A 20,668-nucleotide genomic window follows, 5' to 3' on the forward strand; every position below is an offset into this window, starting at 1 on the left:
TGAGATCTATTGTCAGGCATACCCGCAAGACCTGGGGCGTCGATCAGGCGCGCGTCTATGCTACAAAATTGCAGATGGGAATCGAAAGGCTGTCGCGCGGGCAAGGCAGTTATAAGCTTCTGCCAGACACTCACCGCGACCTGCACGTGGCGCATTGCGAACACCACTATATCTTTTGCCTCAGAAGCAAAACTGCGCCTGCCATCGTCGTGGCGATCCTACATGAGCGTATGGATTTGACCGCGCGGCTAAGAGATCGCCTGGGCTGATACGTCTCAGTCCAACCTTTGCACCTCGATCTTGCGGAACTCGATCGGCTGGCCTTCGGCCTGCAGCGCGATATAGCCCCGCTCCAACTTCAAAACGCCACCGGCCGCCGCGATCAGCTTTGCCGCATCGCCATCCGCCGGGTCCAGCTCCGGCGCCGAATAGTGCAGAACCGCCTTGCCGTCGACAAAGTGTGTGATCTCGCCATTGGGCAGTACCTCGATCTCGCCCTGCGTCCACACCCCGACCGGCAACAACGGCGACGACGACAGGATACAATGACGCAGGTCGCGCTTGCCGTCGATCACCACCGTCGTGCCGGGTGTACACAGATTGCCGCTCGGTTCCTGCTGCGGCCGCGGCACGCCCAGGATCTGGAACTCCAGGCTGACCGGAAAGCCCTGGTCGCGCCGCATGGTCTGCGGCGTCTGGGCGTGGAACATCACGCCCGAATTACTGACCTCCCACACCTTGATGTCCGGCAAAGGGTCGCCATAGATGCGGTATTCGAAGCGCAGCCGAAACGCCTTCAGCGGTTCCTTCCAGAAGATATGGCCGTACTGCCCGGCGAACCGGTTGTCGTAGTTGGTATAGGACACCCGTAGGTTCCCGTCTTCCACTACATAGGTCTTCAGCGGGTCGTCACCTACCTTTTGCCCGACGAGGTTCGGCGTCCATCCGTCCAGCGTTTTGCCGTTGAAAATCGGTTCCCATGCGGATTCCGCTGCCGAAGCGGTAACCGGGGCGGCGCCAATCAGCGCCAGGCTCATGAGGATCGCGGCTTTCATGGGAGACCTCCTATCATTGGCCCCAGCAACACATCCGCTCCTGCCCAAAGTCAAGCCGCAAAAACGTGACAATATTTGCTCGATATTGATCAAAAATGCAGCTACCTTGCGGCGCCCCGGTGTGTAAGGAGATGGAGCCTGACATGAGGACGCCTGACATGAGGACGATCTTGACCGCGGCAATGCTGGCTTCCCGCCTCGTCGTCCCCGCCGGAGTCTGGCTGGGCCTTCTACGTCGTTTTCCCGGGAAATCCCTGTATGATCCTTACAAAATAGGCCGTAGCTTGAGCCTTGGGTGTTCGGGTTCTCGTCCGCACGCTATCTGCGGAAAAACGCGCCGCTCCCGACCCGGTCAGGTCGTCGTCGCGCGATGCTTCGCCTTGATCGAATGGGCCCTATGGACGCGACATCACCAACCAAGCCGCCCCAAACACGCCCGGGCGGACTGACGACGTCCGAGGCGCAATCGCGCCTGCGGTCGGAAGGCTTCAACGAGTTGCCCAAACCCGACAAACGTACACCGTTCCGGATTGTCCTGGAGGTGCTGCGGGAGCCAATGCTGGTCCTTCTTCTGGCCGGCGGCGTCATCTATCTGGTGATCGGCGACCTCAAGGAAGCCCTTGTCCTGCTAGGCTTTGCGATGGCTTCCGTCGCGATCACCGTCGTTCAGGAAGCCCGCACCGAAAAGGTGCTTGAGGCGCTGCGCGACCTGACCAGTCCGCGTGCGCTTGTTCTCCGCGACGGCCAGCGCGTCGGGATCGAGGGCCGTGAGGTGGCGCGTGGCGACGTGATCGTGCTTTCCGAGGGAGATCGGGTTCCTGCCGATGCCAAGCTTATCGAAAGCCATGACCTTCAGGTCGATGAATCCCTGCTGACCGGCGAGTCGCTTCCGGTGCGTAAAACCCCTTCGGAGACTGACGATGGCCGTGTTTTCTCCGGCGCCCTGATCGTGCGCGGCACCGCGGTAGCCGAGGTTTTTGCCACGGGCGTTGGAAGCAGGATCGGCCAGATCGGTCACTCGCTCAAAAGCCTGAAGCCCGAAGTGCCGAGGCTTCAAACCGAAACGCGCAAGCTGGTCGTGCTCTTCGCCGCCGTCGGCGGGATTGTCTGCCTTACGGTCGTCCTCCTCTACGGTCTATTCCGCGGCGGCTGGCTGGAGGCGTTTCTCGCCGGCATTGCCCTGGGGATGTCGATGCTGCCGGAAGAGCTTCCGGTGGTGTTGACGGTCTTTATGGCCATGGGGGCCTGGCGAATTTCGCAGGCCCGAGTCCTGACGCGAAAGGCATCGGCGATTGAGACCCTGGGGTCGGCCACCGTGCTGTGCACCGACAAGACCGGCACCCTGACCGAAAACAAGATGTCTGTCGCCGAGTTGCGTCTTAAAGCCGGTGAGGTCGCGCGCGCCGATGCGCCCCTGACTCAGGGGTGTCTCGACCTGGCGGAATTCGGTCGGCTGGCCAGCGAACCCGAACCCCATGATCCGATGGAAAAGGCCTTTCACGCCTTCGCGGCACAGCAGGGTCCGTCACGGATCGTGCCTGGAAAGCTCGTCAACTCCTACGGATTGCGGCCGGACTTTCTGGCCATGTCGCAGGTCTGGCAACCGGACGATGTCCACCTGGATAGGATCGTCGCGGCCAAGGGTGCACCTGAAGCCATAGCAGAACTCTGCCGCTTCAGCGATGAAGAGGTCGCGGTCCTGAAACTGGCCGTGGAAGCCATGGCCGGGCAGGGCCTGCGTGTCCTCGGCATTGCACGGGCCAGCCATACGGGCGCAGACCTCCCCGCCAGCCAGCGCGATTTCGCCTTCGAATTTCTCGGCCTGGTCGGGCTCGCCGATCCGCTACGGGCCAGCGTCCCGGCGGCGATCAAAGAATGCCGGACAGCCGGCATCCGCGTCATCATGATTACCGGTGACTATCCGGTCACGGCGCAGTCGATCGCGCGCCAGGCCGGGCTTTTCGACGGTGGCGCCAGTGATGAGGTGGTCAGCGGCGACGCCCTTGCTGCCTTGGATGACGCGGCCCTGACGGAGAAACTCAAATCGGTGACCGTCTTTGCCCGCATCCAACCGGAGCAGAAGCTGCGGCTTGTCCAGGCCCTGAAGGCGAATGGCGAGATCGTCGCCATGACCGGCGATGGCGTCAATGATGCGCCGTCCCTCAAGGCGGCGCATATCGGCATCGCCATGGGCGGGCGGGGTACGGATGTGGCGCGCGAAGCGTCCTCCATCGTGCTGCTGGACGACGATTTCGGTTCCATAGTCAAGGCGGTGCGCCTGGGCCGCCGCATCTATGACAATCTGCGCAAGGCGATCGCCTTTATCTTTGCCGTCCACGTCCCCATTGCCGGCCTGGCTCTGCTCCCGTTAGTCTTTGGCCTGCCGATCCTGTTCGGTCCGATGCACATCGCCTTCCTGGAAATGGTGATCGACCCGGTCTGTTCGCTGGTCTTCGAAGCCGAAAGCGAGGAGGACAATGTCATGAACCGTCCACCGCGTGCGCCACTGGAGCCTTTGTTTTCAAAGGAACTGATTGCCTGGAGCGTTTTGCAGGGCACGCTGGCACTGTCGCTGGTGGCCGCGATCTTCATGGTGGCCCTTCATCTGGGCATGGCTGAAAACGAAGTCCGTGCCCTGGCGTTCGTCTCACTCATCCTGAGCATCGTCGCGCTGATCTTCGTCAACCGCTCTTACAGTGCCTCGCTGTTGACGGCGCTAAAACGGCCGAATTCCGCTCTGGGCTATGTGCTGTCAGGCGTCGTGGCAATGCTGGCCTTGACGCTGTTGTGGCCGTGGGCGCGTGACCTGTTTCGCTTTGGCCCGCTGCACGGGAGCGATCTGGCGCTCAGCCTCGGCGCCGGCGTCATCACCCTGATCTGCCTGGAGGGTCTGAAACCTTTCTGGCGCAGATGGCTGTCTTCGCCCCGTGTTGCAGGCGGAATGCGCCACGTCCCAAACCCTCTACCGGAGTGACATCATGTCGATTCGATCGCTTATGTGCCTGTTCGGCGGTGAAACCTATGAACTCAATGCCCTCGATACGGCCTTCCACCTGACCCGTACCAGCGGTGGCCGGTTGCAGGTCGTCCATGTGGCGTCGCCGCCGGTTCTGTTCGAAGTGTTGCGCGCAGCGGATTCGTCATCGTCAGGCGAAGGTGTGACCGCAGTGCTCGAGACGGATGCCCGCCATCTGGCGGACGCCGCTCTGGCCCTTGTGACGAAAAGGTCCACTACCCATGCCGTACCTCTGGTCGCCAGTCATCATCCCATCTTGCCCGACCAAGCCCTGGTAACCTTCTGTCCCCTCATGGGGCCGGTTGCACGGTGCCTGCCGGATGCCGGCCGGTGCGTCGACCTGATTGTCATCGGCCAGGACGGTGGTCGCGGTGGCCACACGGGAGCGGTCCTGACGGCACTGTTCCATACCGGCAGTCCGGTCCTGGTCGTACCTTCGGTATCGGATGCGCCGCTCTCTTCGACGGGCTATGCCCGCAACGTTGCCGTGGCGTGGGACGGAAGCCTGACAGCCTCGCGCGCCCTGCGTGCCGCGTTGCCGCATCTGTCGCGCGCCGATAGCGTCCACCTGGTAAGCGTGGAGGGCATGGGTGACCCTTATGACGCAACCGGAGAGGCGGCTGTCCTGGCCTATCTGGCATGCCACGGCATTTCCGCCGATTTCATCCGTGCCGAACGCGTCGCCCACAGTATCGGACATATCCTGCTGGAGAAGGCCGGTGACCTGGACGCCGACCTGCTGGTCGCGGGGGCTTATGGTTACGGCCACATGGGTGAGTTGAGTCTGGGGAGCGTTAGCAATCATATTCTCAAACATGCGCATCTTCCGCTTTTGCTGGCCCACTGACACCAGCCCTACCTCGAGCCGCTGCACGCGTCGATTTAGGAACAGGTAGGATTTTAAGAAATTCCAATAGGTCGATGCTTAGCTTTGGCGATAACGGGCCCTCGGCCGTTGCCGCCCAGCAGGTTTGACCGGGCTTAATTCTTCGTTGGGTCCGCAAAGCGATTTACCGGCGGCTTATGTCCGTACACTTCGCACACATATCGGCCTTATGGTGCTCCAGGTCATGATCGTCTCTCCGGCGGAAACACGTCACATCATTCCAAAAGGGATCAGGTCATGGACATCTATAACTATCTCAAGAAGGACCACCAGAAGGTCGCCGACCTGATGCAGCAGGTCATCGACACCAAGGATCTTGGCGAGCGCCAGGCCCTGTTCGAAACGATCAGGCAGGAATTGACCCTGCACGCCGATGCCGAAGAAAAGACCTTCTACGACGCCATCGAAAAGGCGACACGCAGCCAGGCTGTCGGGGAGAAGATCGAGCACGCCCATCACGAACACGACGAGATCCGCGAGTACCTGCACAAGCTGTCAACCACGCCCATCGAGGAAGAGCTGTGGATCGAGACCTTCGGCGAGTTCAAGCACTCGGTCGCCCACCACGTCGAAGAGGAAGAGCGCGAGATCTTCGAAAAGGCCAAAAAGTACCTGAGCAGCCACGAGGCCACCAAGCTGACCAAGGACATCGACGCGCTGAAGCGGGAGTTTAAGGAACAGCTCGAAGTTCCTGCCGGCGTGCTGGGCGAAGCCTCGGCCATCGGCGGGCTGCCAAAGGGGCGGTAAGGTTTTTTGACCACGAACAACATGAAAAGCACGAACTTGAAGGCATGCCTGATCCGCACAAGCCTGAAGTTCGTGTTTTTTCGATCAATCCTTGCTTGATCTTCCGTTTGGTAGCGGATCGTAATTTCGCACACCGCCACGGCGCCGGTCAGTTGCCGGAGGCACTGCTCTCGACTTCGCCAGATGGCCGTGATTCGAAGCGTATTGCTGCGCCCTGGCCATCTTCGGAATAATAAACCCGACCCCACGAGTCTCGGTAGAACTCGCGACAAAGGTCTGGCTTACCGGGATAGACCCACCGCGTACAGACCCGGTTTCCCTGAACCGTATAGTGGCCCTCTTCAATGCCTTCGCCGTAAATCATGTGAACCCCGTTGCGATAGTAGCCTTCGGAAGAGTCGCAGCATTCCGGTCCGATCATAACATTGGAAAGGCTTTTGCGAACCTCTGCGTCGCTCATGGGTTTCAGATCCCCTGCCTTGACGTGCGACGGCTGGCAAGCGGTCAACGGCGTCAGCATCGCTATTGTCAGGATCAGCTTTCTTACCGACATTGCGTTCCCCCATATCTTGCTGGACACTAAGGCCGTTTAATCACCAAAGTCAAAACCGTCCCTTGGCCCGTCGCGGCTTCTACCGTCAGTTCGCTGCCCAAGGCCCGGGCGCGCTTTTGCATATGGTTGAGCCCCCGTCCGCCGTCTGTTTCCGGTCGGGCGTCGGGGTCGAATCCCTGGCCGTCGTCGCTTAGCCGGATACGGAGCGTCTCCGCGTCGCCCGCTTCGAGTTCGAGCCGAACCGTCGTCGCCGCGGCATATTTCAGAATGTTGGTCATTCCCTCCTGCAGGATGCGGTAGATGTGCAGAATCTCCTGCGGCCGGAAGCCCTGGACCTCGCCGTCCAGACGGTTCTCGAACACAAATCGGATGCCCGCAGCCTTCAGCCGCGGCTGCATCCGGTCGCGGAAAATCGCCAGGGCTATGTCGAGCGAATCCCCGACGCTGTCCATGGAATCGATGATCAGCCGCAGGTCGTCGACCGCCGCCTGGACCTGCTGATGGACGCGCTCCTGAGGCAGCGGCTTGCCCTTTAGCTGCAACATCAGGCTGACTAACTGGCCGCCGATCCCATCATGCATATCGCGGATGAGCCTCTGGCGCTCGGTGTTGATGGCGTTGACCTTTTCCTGCTCCTGTAGCCGCGCGTAAGACGCGCGGATCTCGGCTTCCTTTTCGGCCACCTGGACGGCCAGGTCGCGGTACAGCCGGTAGCCTTGCGCAGCCAGGTGGCCGGCCACAGCGGCGATCAACACGATCGGCAGGTAGTAGGCGGCATCGATAAACCGCCTGACCTGGAAGATGGTAATCAGGGCGTCGTAGAGTTCCGACGCCAGAAACAATGACATCAGCACGATAGCCCCACCGGCTTCGCCCGGGCGCGCCGGCGCCATGCGCCACAGGCTCCACAGGGTGTAGCCCGACACCAGCAGCAGCGACACGGGATTCAACACCTGGGTGACCAGGACATAAACCTCTCCGCCGGTGGCCCACACCAGGGCGAAGATCGCAGCGAATATCACGAAATTGAGGGCGAACCACAAGGTGTGCTGCCGCGGCTGCCCGGTCCACGCCTGGACGAAATAGGCGGCGGTCGCCAGGCACAGATAGTGGATCAGGTACACCAACATAAAGAAGGTGGTGTAGTCCAACCCGTTGCCGGCCCAGACATAGGCGACGGCGCGCAGGGCCAGGGCTGCCATGAAAGCGGCCAGGCTGGCGAAGAGCGGGCTGTAGCCGGAAATCGGTAACAGGCACAGCGCCACGAGGGCGACCAGGCCTCCGGCCACGGCGGTGATGATCGGCACATAGTGACCCAGAAGGACGATGTGGTGCTCATAGGCCTTGAACGGCTCCAGCGGCCCGAAATAGACCGTCTGGACATAGGGATGACAGCCTGTGCGTGTCACCACCAGATCGACCCGGTTTGTTCCGGGCTCCATCAGGTCCGGCGGGATGCCGATCAGGAAGGGCCGGCGTTCCTCACGGCTGGGGGTCAGCGAAAACTCACCGCGCGGCGTGGCGATCAGGCGGCCGTTGACATAGGTTTCGAAGTTGTCGGAAACCCAGGGCAAATAAAGCGCCCAGTTGACATATTCGTCGCCCTTGACGTCGAAGCTGATCTGGTAGGCCGGGCTGTGATAGCCGCGATAGCAGGCGCCGGGTTCGACGGGAAAGGTTTGACGGTGGCCGGCATCGCGCGCACCAAAGTCCGGATCGAGACCGGGCAGGGGGTGGACGTAGATTTCGCCCACCTCCCAGGATTTCATGTAGAGGTGTTCCTTTTCGGTTTCGCCGATCAGAAACAGTGTCCCCCAGAACAGGATCTGCGCGCTCAGGATACCGAGCGCCAGGCGGACAAAGCGGTGCTGCCAGATGGCCGCCGCCGTCATTGCCGGATCAGGCCGCGGTGGAAGGCTTCGAAGACGGCTTCGCCGCGTGAGCGTACGGCCAGCTTGCGGTAGATGGCCTTGATATGGTCGCCGACCGTGTAGTGCGAAATCTCCAGAGCCAGGGCGACCTCCTTGTTGCTCAAACCCTTCGCCAGCAGCTTCAGCAACTCGAGTTCACGCGTGGTCAGATGGGTCTCATCCGACGGCTCCGGAGTAGGTGGCGGCGCTGTGCGCAAATGGCGCAGCAGATAGGCTGCCACCGAGGCCGAGATCGGCGAACCGCCGTTCAGGGTCTGGCGGACATTGTCCAGCAGGTCGTCGTCGGGACTGTCTTTCAGCACATAACCGTCGGCACCCGCGGCGAGGGCGCTCATCACCGAGGTTTCGTCACCGAACACCGTCAACACCAGGATGCGCGGCGGCGTGGCGGTTTTCAAAGCTTCGGCGATCAGGGTCAGGCCGCTGCCATCCTCCAGGCCGAGATCCAGCACCAAAAGGTCCAGCGGTTGCTTGATCAACTCGCGTCCCTCGGCGACCGAACGCGCCTCGCCGGTCAGTATCAGGTCGGCCGCGCCCTCGAATATGCGCGCCAAGTGCTGGCGGATGACGGGATCGTCTTCCACCACCCCGATACGGCGTTTCCCCTTATCCATGCACGATCCCTCTGAGAGTTGGATCATCTTCGACGAAAGGCGTTCTGTACACCCCTTAATCGCGGGATGGAGGCGGGACGCGACCGATTTCATGGACCGGGGCATGGCATCTGGCCCGACGATCCTGGGCGGGCGGGCCGCGCGGCTTAGCCAGCTACCTCTGACAAATCCGATCAGTCCATCGGCGGTTCCGGATGCACGAATCTGCCTCTCGTCCGTTTCCCGCCGGAATGCAGCAGCAACTCTGCCGCCTTGGTCGCAGCGACTCCCATGATAAGGCCGGCGGCGAAGATGCGCCAAGTGCGTGACCACGGCGTTGAGGACGAAACGCGCCGGTAGGGCGCCGGAATGGCGGCTGGTTTTGGCGACCGGGCCTGTTCGGGCTTCCAGACATAGGTATCGACGGTTTCGTCGGGTTTGGTCTTGATAGCTTCGGTCGAGTCGGCAAGGGACATGGAGAACTCCTTTTACGGTTGCCGGGATTCAAGACCTGAACGCGTAAAAAGACGATGCGGGACTGAGCCCGGCCTCAACAATTACAAGGACTGTAATCCATTCCCGATTGCTTGAAACGAAGCGGGCTTTGTGGCACCGGTAAGGGAGAAAAAATATAAGGGGCGAAGGTCGTGCGCAGGGGTATCAGTCTACTGGTTCTGGCCATGGTGGCCGCGCCCGCAATAGCGCAGGAGGAACCCGGCACGGGTTACATCGCCCTGTCGCCGGAAGACTATGCCAAACAACCGGCCTCGGTGCGCGCCCGCAGCGCCGTGCTGCTGACCAAGGTCGATTTAAGCCCGTACTTTCCGGTGCCGGGCGACCAGAGCTTCCAGGGGTCGTGCACTGGCTGGGCGGTGTCGTATGCGACGCGGTCCTATTACCTGGCGACCGAACTGGGTTACAAACCCTCTAGCCCGAAACAGATCGCTTCGCCTGCCTTCGTGTTCAACGCCTCGACCTCCAAGCCCGATCCCAAGGGCGTGTTCTGCGGTGGCGCCACCCTGGTTGATGCCCTGGGCGTTGTCGTCGACAAAGGTGCCGTCAGCCTGGCGGAATTTCCCTATTCGCCCACGACCTGCATGCCGGCGCCGGGGCCAGACCACCTGGCTGTGGCCGGCGCCTGGAAGGTGCCAGGCTACGAGGCCATCCCCGTCGCCAATATCCGCAACCCGGATGCCTACAAGGAGATGCTGGAACGCGGCAAGCCGGTGGTGATCGGCGTGCGTTTCAACGCGTCGGAGTGGAAGGCCTTTTCCGGGCCGGGCGTCATGACGCTGGGGCCCAACTCGACGGGTGAAGCGGCCAAGGGCGGCCATGCCATGGTCGTCGTCGGCTATGACGACGCCAAGGTCGCGGCCAATGGCGAACGCGGCGCCTTCCGGCTGATGAATTCATGGGGCCAGGGCTGGGGCGACCGCGGCTATGCCTGGGTCAGCTATGCCGCCCTGACGGCGCTGGTCCAGGAAGCCTTCGTCTTCAAGGGCGCCTTGCCGCCGATGATCCCGCGCGATGGCGTCTATGCCCCCGCCAAGGCGATGAATGTGACGGTGCCGGTTTCGACAATACCCGTGCAGACCGTGCCCGCTCAGCCGCTGCAGACCGCGCCGGTCAAGCCGCCGGTTGCCGTCGCGCCACCACCGCCACCTCCTCCTCCGCCACCGACCCCGAAGGATCTGACGCCGGAACTGACGGCCATGGCCCGGGAGTTCAAAACCGGCGAGATCAAGGTCACGCGAGGCACCGCGGGTTGGCGTTTGACCGGCTATGGCTGTGTCGACGAGGTGCAGTATCTGCGCGCCCGCACCGGTCAGTATGGCGACCGCGTCTCGGTGGTCATGGAGGAAACGCCATGGCCGGCCTGTGAGATCCGCGGCATTCTGAAGGACGCCGTCAATCGTGGCGGCGTGGCGGCCCAGGTGGTTAACCTGGCACCGGACGCGCCGCCGGTGGCCCGCGGCGTCCAGATCACCGAAGAGGATGCCCCCGTCACGACCACCGCCATCCTGCGCAACGGCGATCGTTTCGCCATCGAGGCCGAAGTTCAGGACCAGGCACCATACGTCCAGATCTTTTACCTCCAGGCGGACCAGTCGGCCAAGGAGATCTGGCGCGGCGAGGTCAAGCCGGATGGCAGCGGCCGTCGCCGTTTGTCGATTGGTGGCGCCAATTCCAAGATCAAGCTGACCGCCAGCCGGCCCTACGGCACCGAGGCCGTGCTGATCCTGGCCGGCAGGGCCGCGATGACGCCCAAGACCATGCCGAAAAACACGTCGGAAGCCGGTTTCATGGACCGTCTGCGCAGCGATCTGGGCGCGGCGGTGCGTTCCGACCCCGGTATCCGTGCCCAGATCGTGCAGATCGAGGTTCGCGATACCCCGACGACGGCCTGGCTCATCACTGAGGAGGAACTGAAGGCCTTCGGTTCCGGCGAACCGGAATGGAACCTTCCGTTTTATGCCACCGGCGACAGCTGGGGCCCCAAGGTTGTCCTGCCTGGAAACTACGACTCCAGGACCGGACGGCTGACCCTGGCCAATATCACCTTCAAACCGGCCTCGGGCGCGCGCATCCGGCCGGAGACCCTGCGGATCCAATACCGTACGGCGGTCGGCTGGCGCGACCTTACCGACCGCGTCCTGGCTCAGGGCAAGGTCACAGCAACCGGCCTGAACGCCAATCCGCTGGCTATCCCTGCGGGCAATCACCGTATCCGCATCACGATCATGGATGACAAGGGCCGGGTCGGGATGAACGAGTTGAGGATCAAGACCGGTGTTTAGAGGCGCAGCACTTCTGACCGTTCTCGCTCTGGCCGTCGCACCCGCAGCCGTCACGGCCGGGCGCGTCTCGACACCGCCGCCCTCGGCCAAGGTCGTCGGCGGGCAGGTAGCCGATCCGGCGCGCTGGCCGGGCTATGCCGCCATCGGGATCAAACGCCCTGACGGATCGGTGGCCATTGTCTGCGGCGCCACCATGATTTCCAAGCGCCACGCCCTGACCGCGGCGCATTGTGTCGAATCCTATGCCCCCGCCCTGGCCAAACACTGCGCCGTCGCGGCAAAGCCCGTCGCCAGTCTGATGCTGTTTCCCGGCCTGGTCGACCTGACCCGGACGCCCGAAGCCAGGCCCTATCGCGCGGTCAAGGTCACGGCCCACCCTGATTCCGATTGCGAGGAAGAGTTGCAGCAGACGGCGGGTCAGCCATCCTATGACAACGACATTGCGATCATCCAGGTCGACCGCGACTGGACCGGCCCGGTTGCAGCCCTGTCGCTGGCGGCCGATACCGATCCGGACAGCGGCCTGACGGCTGTGGCAGGCCTGGGCACGACCGAGAGCGAGAGCACGCAAATGTTCCGCGCCCGCGACGGCGTGCAGTTTGCGGCGCGTGCCGGTCGGCTGCTGGAAGCCTTCATGCCGATCGTCGATGGCGGTCTCTGTTCGGAAGGGCGCAAGGGCACGGGTGGCGTCATCGGTCCGCGCCAGGTCTGCGCCGGCTGGGTCAAGGCGGCCGCCAGCCAGGCCATCGGTGACGCCTGTGGTGGCGATTCCGGTGGCCCTCTCATGGCCTATGACGGGGCGCGCCGTCCCTATCAGATCGGCGTCGTCAGCTGGGGGCCGTCGCCATGCGGCATCGCCGGTGAACCCGGCATCTATACCCGCGTTTCGGCCTATGCCGGCTGGATTCGCTCGGTCGTGCCGACGGTGGCCGCGGCGCGTCCGATGACCGGCGCCAACGAAGCGCCTAAAGAAGCCGCCGGATTCTCGGCCCTCCAGCACCAACTGGCGCCGGCGAAGGACCGTATCACGGTCGAGATTTGCGAAGCCGTCGAAGGCGGCGCGTGCGGTTTGACGTCCTTAAAGGCCGGCCAGCGCATCCGCCTGAAAGTGACCTCGCCGGTGGCTGGACGATTGATCCTGATCGACCGTAATTCCGGATTTCAGGTGGTGCAGGTCTTCCCTAACGCCTTTGCGTCGGACGCCGGGCGCGGCTTTATCGTCGCCAACAGCCCGGTGACCTTCCCGGACGAAACCCAGCCCTTCCAGATCCAGGCCCAGCCGCCCTATGGCGCGTCGCAGCTTCTGGCTATCGTCGCGCCGCCGGGCGCCAACCTGGAGGATTTCATCGCCTCGTCGTCCGTCAAATCCAAGGGCGTTGAGGTGACCTATGAGCCAGGCTGGGATACCGAGACCGGGGCGGACTATTTTGCGGCCAATCTGGCCAACCAGGTCAATGCCGAAATCAACGACCTGCCCAAGGTCGAGGCGGATGCGCCCTTGCCCGGATGGGGCATGGCGGTGCTGGACTATGAGATAAAATAGCGGCGGCAGATCTCGACCTGAAGTGAGCAGCACTAACCCGGCCGTACAGGGGAAATAGCTTGACGAAAAAGGGTCTGAAACCTATTTGCACTGCAAAATGATGGGCTTTCGTCTGCCTGCCCCTGGAGTTGTTTATGGCCAAGTTCAACCGCGAGACCGTGCTGAACGTTCATCGCTGGACGGACAATCTGTTCAGTTTCCGCACCACGCGGGACACGGCTTTCCGTTTCGACAGCGGTATGTTCGTGATGATCGGCCTTGAGGTCGACAACCGGCCGCTGCTGCGTGCCTATTCGATCGCCTCGCCGGCCTATGCCGAGCATCTGGAATTCCTCTCGATCGTGGTCGAGAACGGTCCGCTGACGTCACGCCTGCAACACATCAAGCCCGGCGACGAAATCCTGGTCGGGCACAAGCCGACGGGGACCCTGCTGCTGGATAACCTGGATTCGGGCCGCAACCTGTACCTGCTGGCCACCGGCACCGGATTGGCGGCCTTCATGGGGATCGTGCAGGAACCGGACGCTTATGAGCGTTTCGAGAAGGTCGTGCTGATCCACGGCGTGCGCAATATCGCCGAACTGGCCTATCGCGACTTCTTCACTTCGCAGATTCAGAACGACGAATATATCGGCGAGCTGGCGCAAAACCAGCTGGTCTATGTGCCGACCGTCACCCGCGAGCCGTTCGAACGCCAGGGCCGGATTCCCGACCACCTGGTCTCCGACGCCTTCTATGACAGCCTGGGGCTGCCGAAGCTGGACCCGGCGCAGGACCGTGTCATGGTCTGCGGCAGCACGGCCATGCTTAAGGATCTTGCGGCTCTGCTGGAAGGCCTGGGCTTTGAAGAAGGTTCCAACGCCAAGCGCGGCCAGTTCGTCGTCGAGAAGGCCTTTGCCGATCAGACGCCGTCGCGTGCGACCGCCGCCGCCGAGTAATCAGCCCTTATAGATATCCGGGTGATAGCGCTCCATCAGCGTGTCCGGCCGTGCCGGGGCGTGGAAGCCGAACCTGGCGTACAGGTGATGGGCGTCGCTGGTCGCCAGCATGAACCGCCGCAATCCCTGCAAATCCGGATGGGCGAACACGGCTTCCAGCAGGGCCGAGGCATAGCCCATGCCGCGGAACTCGCGCTCGACATAGACATCGACCAGGTTGGCAAAGGTGGCATAGTCTGAAATCACGCGGGCGAAGGCGATCTGTTCGCCACCCAGCCAGCCGCCGAAGCACAGCGAATTGGCCATAGCCCGGTCGAAGAGTTCGCGCGGTATGCCCTGGGCCCAATAGGACTGGCCGTTGATAAAGGCGTAAACCCGGTCGAAATCGATCCGCGACCGGTCGGAGGTGATGTCGTACTTCATGCGGCAATCCGTATCATATCCCAATGGTTGACGGCGACCGCGAATTCCATGACACTGTTCGTCCAAATGGCGAAGCTCCTGCCCCCTCTGATGTCGCGCCTGATGGCCTTCTGCGTATTTCTGTGTATGGCAGCGACGCTTAATACCGGCTTTGCGCGAATCCAGAGTGACCAGCTCAATCTGCAACATCGTGCGAGTGGCGATATCGAACTGGCCGACGGCGGCTGGCTGAAGGCCTGCGACGGCGAACGCGATGACTGCGACGGCCATATTGCACCGGTCGACATCCATCACGATGACATGGGGCTCAGCCACCATCATCACCACAGCGAAACGCCATCGGCGCCCTTGCCGCAAAAGGCGCTGTTGGCAACAACCGGCCTGTCCGCACCGCTCGACCTGCGGCAGGGCAAGACCAGTATGCCCACCGGCCTGAGCACCCCAACCCCCGACCAGCCTCCGCGAGCCTGACCCGTCACTGACGGGGTGCGCCGCCCTCCGGCGCGTTCAGACATTCAGCGAGGACCTATGATTCCCCTCTATCTGCGCGTGAGCTGCGCAAAGACCATTAACTGGCAGGCCGCCGGGCTAAGCTTAATCCTGGCGGTTCCGGCTTTGGCCGAACCTCTGCCGCTGTCCGTGGCCCTGACTCGCGCTGCCGAAGCCGATCCTGCCGCCGACGCCACCTACCAGCGCCGTCGCGCTGCCGACGCGGGTATCCGCCAGGCGGGCGCTCGCTTGAATCCCGCCATCGGGGTCGATGTCGAGGACGCCCTGGGCTCGGGCGCCTATAGCGGTATCGACCGCATGGAAACGACCGTCACCTACCAGCAGACCCTGGAACGCGGCGGCAAGCGCGACGCCCGTATCGCTTCGGCCTCGGCCCAGCGCGACCTGGTGACCGCTCGGGGACAGGTGCGGGTCTGGAGCCTGATGGGAGAGGTCCACACCCTGTGGATTGAGGCCACCGCCGCCGAAGCCACGGTCGCCCTGGCCGAGGAACGCCTGACCCTGGCACGGACCGCCCAGGCGGAAATCGGGCGCCGGGTTGCCGCGGCGCGCGATCCGCTGTTTGCCGGGTCTCTTGCCGATACAGATGTCGCCAACGCTGAAATCGCCCGCGACCAGGCCAAGGCGAAAGCGCAGCAGCTGAAACTGCAACTGGCCGGCTATTGGGGCGGGGGTGCAGATATCGACCTCGACCCGGCTTGGCTGGAGGACCTCAGTGCGGCCGGCGCCGAACCCGTGGTGATGGAAACGCCGGATCTGGCCCTGTTGCGGGCCCAGCAGCGCATGGCTTCCGCCGATATCTCGGTGGAAACGTCGCGCAGCGTCCAGGACCCGACCCTGCAGGCCGGCATCCGCCACTACCAGGCGGACAACGCCTTTGCCTTCGTGATCGGCGGCTCGATTCCGCTTGGCCGTTACAATACCAATGCGGGTGCCATCGAACGCTCGCAGGCGGAGGCCCAGGCCGCGGCTGGCGACTTCGCTGCCGCCGGCCGCATCCGCGACCGCGAGATTGCCGCCAGCACGATCCGCATGGTCAACCATGCCGCCGAGGTCCGCCGCATCGACGACCAGGTTATCCCGCAGGCGCAACGCGCGGTGGCCCAGGTGCGCGAAGGTTTTGCCCGCGGCGGTTTTAGCTACCGCGATGTCATGGGCGCCCAGGAGGTGCTGATGGCCGCCAAAGCCCGTCGCCTGGAGGTTCTTAAAGCTTTCCAATTGGAACGCGCCCGGCGCGAACGTCTCAGTGGTCAATGGGTGGCTTTGCTGCCGGAGGTGGCCCAATGATCCGCCGTACGATTTTGACAAGCTTCGCCGCCCTGACCCTGGCCGCCTGCAGCAAGGCGCCCTCCGAGGAACGCGGAGAGCATGCAGAGGAAGAAGAATTCGAACGCGGACCGCACCGCGGCCGGTTGTTACGCGATGGTGATTTCGCCGTCGAGATCGCCATCTTCGAAGATGGGGTCCCGCCCGAGTTCCACGTCTATCCCTACCAGAATGACAAGCCTGTCGATCCCCGCCAGGTCCAGCTCACAGTGACCCTGGTGAGGCTTGGCGGCAAGCAGGACAAATTTGCCTTTGCCCCCCAGCAGGACTATCTGCGCGGCGACGGCGAGGTGGTCGAGCCGCACTCCTTCGATGTCAAGGTGGCCGCCACGTACAAGGGCAAGAACCATATCTGGTCCTACGCGTCCTATGAGGGCCGCACCACCATCAAGGCCAATGCCGCTATTGAAGGTGGCGTCAAAACGGAAATCGCCGGCGCGGCCGAGGTCAGCGATCTGATCGACATGTCCGGCCGTGTCGAGATCACCCCGGAAGGCAAGGGCGAGATCCGCGCCTGGTATCCTGGCCGCATCATGTCGCTGACCGGTGAACTGGGCCAGACCGTGCGTAAAGGTCAGATCCTCGCGCGCGTCGAGTCGAGCGATAGCCTGCAGACCTATGGCATTCCGGCGCCAATTTCCGGAATCATTGTCGAAAAGAATCTGAATGTCGGCGACCTGGCTATTGACCGCGCCATCTTGGTCATTGCCGATTCGACGCAGTTGCATGCCGAGTTCTTTGTCTATCCGCGTGACGCCGAAAAGGTGAGGGTCGGCCAGTCAGTCGAGGTCCGCAACCTGGCCGGCGATGTCAAGGTGATGGCCAAGGTCGAGGCTATTTTGCCAACCGCCGACCTGGCCAGTCAGACCCTCATGGCGCACGTTCATATCCCGTCTAGCCTGGCCTCGAGTTTCCGGCCGGGCATGGGGGTCAACGGATCGTTCGCCGTGTCGAGCGAATCCGTGCCCTTGGCGGTGCGGACGAAAGCCTTGCAGCCCTTCCGCGACTTTACCGTGGTCTACATGAAGTCCGGCGAAACCTATGAGGTGCGCATGCTGGAACTGGGCCGCCGAACGCCGGAATGGACGGAGGTCCTGGGCGGGCTGGAACCCGGCACCGAATACGTCACAGACGGCGCCTTCCTGATCCGCGCGGACATCGAAAAGTCCGGCGCGAGCCACGATCACTGAGGCCGCCATGGACAAGAAACCTATTCTCGAAGCCGTCATCACGGCGGCGATCCGTTACCGCTGGATCGTACTGGCCCTGGTTCTGGTCTCGGCCGCGATCGGTGTCTGGAGCTTCCAGCGCCTGCCGATCGACGCCACCCCGGACATCACCAATGTCCAGATCCAGATCAATACCGAAGCTCCCGGCTACTCTCCGCTGGAGGCCGAACAGCGCATTACTTTCCCGGTTGAGACGGCCATCGCCGGCCTGCCGGGTCTGGACTACACGCGCTCGATCTCACGCTACGGATTGAGCCAGGTAACGGTCGTCTTCAAGGATGGCACCGACATCTATTTCGCGCGGCAACTGGTCAATGAACGGCTGCAGACGGCGAAGAACCAGCTTCCGCCGGGTATCGCGCCAGAGATGGGCCCCATCTCGACGGGTCTGGGCGAAATCTTTATGTACACGGTCGAGGCCAGAGCGAACGCCCGCAAGGCCGACGGCACGGCCTACAGTCCGGAGGACCTGCGCACCCTGCAGGATTGGGTCATCCGGCCGCAATTGCGGAACACTCCCGGCGTCACCGAGGTCAACACCATCGGCGGCTTCGAGCGTCAGTACCACATTACCCCGCTACCCGACCGGCTGTCGGCCTATGGCCTGACCATGTCGGATGTGGTGACGGCGGTGGAGCGCAACAACGCCAACGCAGGCGCTGGCTATGTCGAACGCTATGGCGAACAGTACCTGGTCCGCGTCTCGGGGCAGGCCGAAACCCTGGCAGATCTGGGCGGCATCATTGTCACCAATCGCGGCGGTATTCCGATCCGTGTGGCCGATGTCGCCGATATCGGCCTGGGTGAGGAACTGCGCACGGGGGCAGCCACCGAAAATGGCCAGGAGATCGTTTTAGGGACAGTCTTCATGCTGAGCGGCGAAAACAGCCGCACGGTCGCGCTTGCGGCCGCGCAAAAGCTGGAGGAAGCGGCAAAAGCCCTTCCGCCGGGCGTGGAAGCCAAGCCCGTCTACGACCGCACGGCCCTGGTCGAACGTACCATCCATACGGTCGAGAAGAATCTGGCGGAAGGGGCGTTGCTGGTCATCGTCATCCTGTTCCTGCTGCTGGGTAATATCCGGGCGGCGCTGATCACGGCGGCGATCATCCCGTTCGCCATGCTGCTGACCATCACCGGCATGGTCCAGGCAAGGGTGTCGGGCAACCTGATGTCACTGGGGGCGCTGGACTTCGGCCTGATCGTCGACGGCGCCGTCATTATCGTCGAAAACTGCCTGCGCCGCTTCGCTGAGGCGCAACACTACCAGGGCCGGTTGCTGACGCGCGACGAGCGCTTCAGCCTGACCGCAGCGGCGACAGCCGAGGTCATCCGGCCTTCGCTGTTCGGGGTGCTCATCATCGCTCTGGTCTATGTCCCGATCTTCGCCTTGACCGGGGTCGAGGGCAAGATGTTCCACCCGATGGCCATCACCGTGGTCATGGCGTTGACGGCGGCCCTGGTCCTGTCTTTGACCTTTGTCCCGGCGGCGGTCGCGTTGTTTGTGACGGGCAAGGTCCAGGAAACCGAAAGCCGCTTCATGCGTTTCAGCCGCGGGCTCTATGATCGCGCCCTGCAATGGGCATTGCGCAAGCGGGTGGCGGTTGTGGCCGGCGCCGTGGCCCTGGTGGTCGTCTCCGGTCTGGCCGCCAGCCGCATGGGTTCGGAATTCATCCCGAACCTGGACGAAGGTGATATTGCCATGCACGCCCTCCGCATTCCGGGGACCAGCCTGACCCAGGCGGTCAGGATGCAGACAGCCCTGGAAGGGCGCATCAAGACATTCCCGGAGGTCGAGCGGGTGGTCTCCAAGATCGGCACGGCGGAGGTGGCGACCGACCCGATGCCACCATCGGTCGCCGACACCTTCATCATGCTGAAGGACCGCAAGGACTGGCCCGATCCCAATAAACCCAAGGCGAAGCTGATTGCCGAACTGCGGGCGGCCGTGGCCGAAATCCCCGGCAACAATTACGAGTTCACCCAGCCGATCCAGATGCGCTTCAACGAACTGCTGTCAGGGGTGCGCGCCGATGTGGCGGTCAAGGTGCATGGCGACGACCTTGAGGTGCTGATTGCCAAGGGCGGCGAGATCCGCGAGGTCATGGAACGTATCGACGGTGCCGCCGATGTCGGGGTCGAACAGATCACCGGCCTGCCGGTGCTGCAGATTCGACCCGATCGTGCGGCACTTGCGCGCTTGGGGCTCAACATCGCCGATGTTCAGGAGGTGGTGTCGACCGCCATGGGCGGAACCGAGGCGGGCCAGGTGTTCGAGGGCGATCGCCGCTTTGATATCGTCGTTCGCCTGCCGGAAACCCTTCGCCAGAATGTCGATGAGATCGGACGGTTGCGTATTCCCCTGCGTGCATCCGACGGCAGCGTGAGTGGCTTTGTGCCCTTGCAGGACGTGGCCAGCATTGCGGTTGAAAAGGGCCCGAACCAGATCAGCCGCGAGGACGGCAAGCGCCGGGTTGTTGTGACCGCCAATGTCCGCGGCCGCGATCTGGGTTCCTTCATTACGGAGGTACGTCAGAAGGTCGGCGCCGAGGTGGAGGTCGATCCGGGTTACTGGATCACCTATGGCGGCACGTTCGAGCAACTGATCTCGGCGGCGCAACGCTTGCAATTGGTGGTGCCGGCGACGCTGCTGCTTATCTTCGGTTTGTTGTTTGCCTTGTTCCGTTCGGTGAAGGATGCGGCCGTCGTCTTTTCGGGTGTACCGCTGGCCCTGACCGGCGGCGTGGGAGCTCTGCTGATGCGCGACCTGCCCTTGTCGATCTCGGCCGGGGTGGGTTTCATCGCGCTGTCCGGGGTGGCGGTGCTTAACGGGGTGGTCATGCTGAGCTTTATCCGCACTCTGCGCGCTGAGGGACGGGGGCTGGACGAGGCCATTTTCGAAGGCGCTCTGACCCGGTTGCGGCCGGTGCTGATGACGGCTTTGGTGGCGTCGCTGGGCTTTGTGCCCATGGCGTTCAATGTCGGCGCCGGTTCGGAGGTCCAGCGGCCTCTGGCAACTGTGGTGATCGGCGGGATCGTGTCGTCGACCTTGTTGACCCTGCTGGTGCTGCCGGCGCTGTATCGGATCGTGCATGGGAAGAGTGCGGCGAGGCCGCTCGAATC

General features: G+C 62.9%; 17 protein-coding genes. 11 read left to right on the top strand and 6 right to left on the bottom strand.

Annotated features, from left to right (window positions below; genetic code table 11):
- The coding region (locus ABI_RS25545) for a type II toxin-antitoxin system RelE/ParE family toxin (RefSeq protein ID WP_083811388.1) at positions 1-269 on the top strand (269 nt) is incomplete at its 5' end.
- A gap of 6 nt (positions 270-275) precedes the next feature.
- Here the strand turns inward: ABI_RS25545 and ABI_RS05220 are convergent.
- Entirely contained in the window at positions 276-1,055 is a 780-nt protein-coding gene (locus ABI_RS05220; RefSeq protein ID WP_006271808.1) for a 3-keto-disaccharide hydrolase, read from the bottom strand.
- Between the two features lie 397 nt (positions 1,056-1,452).
- Here ABI_RS05220 and ABI_RS05225 point away from each other — a divergent pair, with 397 nt between their 5' ends.
- The 3 genes from ABI_RS05225 to ABI_RS05235 all read left to right on the top strand — a co-directional run bounded on the left by ABI_RS05225 (position 1,453) and on the right by ABI_RS05235 (position 5,704).
- Positions 1,453-4,029, top strand: coding sequence for a cation-translocating P-type ATPase (locus ABI_RS05225; RefSeq protein ID WP_006271809.1), 2,577 nt, complete (start codon positions 1,453-1,455; stop codon positions 4,027-4,029).
- A gap of 4 nt (positions 4,030-4,033) precedes the next feature.
- Positions 4,034-4,918: a universal stress protein gene (locus ABI_RS05230; protein WP_157138704.1), complete on the top strand. Its 885-nt coding sequence runs from the start codon at positions 4,034-4,036 to the stop codon at positions 4,916-4,918.
- 276 nt (positions 4,919-5,194) lie between these two features.
- Positions 5,195-5,704 carry a hemerythrin domain-containing protein gene (locus ABI_RS05235; protein WP_006271811.1) on the top strand — a complete coding sequence of 170 codons (510 nt, stop codon included), beginning with the start codon at positions 5,195-5,197 and terminating at the stop codon, positions 5,702-5,704.
- A gap of 148 nt (positions 5,705-5,852) precedes the next feature.
- Here ABI_RS05235 and ABI_RS05240 read toward each other — a convergent pair whose 3' ends face one another.
- The 4 genes from ABI_RS05240 to ABI_RS05255 all read right to left on the bottom strand — a co-directional run bounded on the left by ABI_RS05240 (position 5,853) and on the right by ABI_RS05255 (position 9,257).
- Entirely contained in the window at positions 5,853-6,257 is a 405-nt protein-coding gene (locus ABI_RS05240) for a hypothetical protein (protein WP_006271812.1), read from the bottom strand.
- Between the two features lie 26 nt (positions 6,258-6,283).
- The gene (locus ABI_RS05245) at positions 6,284-8,149 is read right to left on the bottom strand and encodes a sensor histidine kinase (RefSeq protein WP_006271813.1); all 1,866 of its coding nucleotides are present in this window, start codon (positions 8,147-8,149) and stop codon (positions 6,284-6,286) included.
- Entirely contained in the window at positions 8,146-8,802 is a 657-nt protein-coding gene (locus ABI_RS05250) for a response regulator (RefSeq protein WP_040308608.1), read from the bottom strand. Before ABI_RS05250 ends, ABI_RS05245 begins: the two co-directional genes overlap by 4 nt.
- A 173-nt stretch (positions 8,803-8,975) precedes the next feature.
- On the bottom strand, positions 8,976-9,257 hold the full coding sequence (locus ABI_RS05255) for a hypothetical protein (RefSeq protein WP_006271815.1): 282 nt from the start codon (positions 9,255-9,257) through the stop codon (positions 8,976-8,978).
- 171 nt (positions 9,258-9,428) lie between these two features.
- Here ABI_RS05255 and ABI_RS05260 point away from each other — a divergent pair, with 171 nt between their 5' ends.
- The 3 genes from ABI_RS05260 (at position 9,429) to ABI_RS05270 (ending at position 14,060) form a co-directional block, all read left to right on the top strand.
- On the top strand, positions 9,429-11,579 hold the full coding sequence (locus ABI_RS05260) for a C1 family peptidase (protein WP_006271816.1): 2,151 nt from the start codon (positions 9,429-9,431) through the stop codon (positions 11,577-11,579).
- The gene (locus ABI_RS05265) at positions 11,572-13,122 is read left to right on the top strand and encodes a trypsin-like serine protease (protein ID WP_006271817.1); all 1,551 of its coding nucleotides are present in this window, start codon (positions 11,572-11,574) and stop codon (positions 13,120-13,122) included. The genes ABI_RS05260 and ABI_RS05265 overlap by 8 nt, the downstream gene beginning before the upstream one ends.
- Before the next feature lie 134 nt (positions 13,123-13,256).
- Positions 13,257-14,060 carry a ferredoxin--NADP reductase gene (locus tag ABI_RS05270; protein ID WP_006271818.1) on the top strand — a complete coding sequence of 268 codons (804 nt, stop codon included), beginning with the start codon at positions 13,257-13,259 and terminating at the stop codon, positions 14,058-14,060.
- On the opposite strand, the gene ABI_RS05275 is transcribed toward ABI_RS05270, so the two are convergent.
- Complete coding sequence (locus ABI_RS05275; protein ID WP_006271819.1) at positions 14,061-14,483, bottom strand: GNAT family N-acetyltransferase; 423 nt, start codon at positions 14,481-14,483, stop codon at positions 14,061-14,063.
- A 48-nt stretch (positions 14,484-14,531) separates the two neighbouring features.
- Between ABI_RS05275 and ABI_RS05280 the strand changes: the two genes are divergently transcribed.
- The 4 genes from ABI_RS05280 to ABI_RS05295 form a co-directional block, all read left to right on the top strand.
- Positions 14,532-14,954 carry a hypothetical protein gene (locus ABI_RS05280; RefSeq protein ID WP_040308610.1) on the top strand — a complete coding sequence of 141 codons (423 nt, stop codon included), beginning with the start codon at positions 14,532-14,534 and terminating at the stop codon, positions 14,952-14,954.
- 57 nt (positions 14,955-15,011) lie between these two features.
- Entirely contained in the window at positions 15,012-16,280 is a 1,269-nt protein-coding gene (locus tag ABI_RS05285; protein WP_006271821.1) for a TolC family protein, read from the top strand.
- Positions 16,277-17,509: an efflux RND transporter periplasmic adaptor subunit gene (locus ABI_RS05290; protein WP_006271822.1), complete on the top strand. Its 1,233-nt coding sequence runs from the start codon at positions 16,277-16,279 to the stop codon at positions 17,507-17,509. The genes ABI_RS05285 and ABI_RS05290 overlap by 4 nt, the downstream gene beginning before the upstream one ends.
- Before the next feature lie 7 nt (positions 17,510-17,516).
- Positions 17,517-20,668, top strand: a 3,152-nt coding sequence (locus tag ABI_RS05295) for an efflux RND transporter permease subunit (RefSeq protein WP_441293821.1), incomplete at its 3' end; no start/stop codon positions are given.

It is taken from the genome of Asticcacaulis biprosthecium C19 (assembly GCF_000204015.1).
GTDB classification, from domain to species: Bacteria; Pseudomonadota; Alphaproteobacteria; order Caulobacterales; family Caulobacteraceae; genus Asticcacaulis; species Asticcacaulis biprosthecius.